The organism is Helicobacter valdiviensis (assembly GCF_003245365.1).
Lineage (GTDB): Bacteria > Campylobacterota > Campylobacteria > Campylobacterales > Helicobacteraceae > Helicobacter_D > Helicobacter_D valdiviensis.
In genome coordinates this window covers 1-575 of sequence record NZ_NBIU01000120.1, presented here as the reverse complement: position 1 = coordinate 575, position 575 = coordinate 1, and the positions used below count along the sequence as shown (strand labels likewise).

At 29.7% G+C, this 575-nt stretch carries 1 protein-coding gene; it reads left to right on the top strand.

The window, feature by feature from the left end:
• Positions 1-575: two-partner secretion domain-containing protein (locus B6S12_RS10825; RefSeq protein WP_146239371.1), on the top strand; the 575-nt coding region annotated here is incomplete at both ends.

Here is a 575-nt window from a genome sequence, read left to right as displayed (position 1 = left end):
CTTAGTATTAGTATAGTTGCTTCTATACTTTTATCTAATCAATTAGTATTAGCTAAAGATATTACTTTACCAAGTGGAGGAAAGTTTGTAGGTAGTAATGGAGGAACTATTACTTCTAAGGGTGATACTATGACAATTACTGGTAATGGTAATGGAGGAAATCATGTAATTGCTTGGGGTGGAGGATTTAATATAGGTAAAGATGCTACTGTTAATTTTGGAGGAAGTGGTAAAGGATATTTAAATCTTGATTATTCTAAAAATCCCTCTATACTAGCAGGTAAATTAAATGGAGGAGATAATAATATCTTTTTAGTAAATCCTAGTGGGGTAATAGTAACTGAGAGTGGAAGTATTAATGCTAATAAGTTTGGTATTTCTACATCTCCAATGGATGAAAAAACAATGCAAAAATTTACATTAGAAGGACACACTGATGGATTTAAATTCTCTCCTGTGTTTAAAGCTAATAAAGGAGATATTATTAACAAAGGAAGTATTACTACTAAAAATGGTTTAACTCTTATTGGAAATAAAGTTGATATTCAAAAAGGAAATTTAATCAATACAGGAAC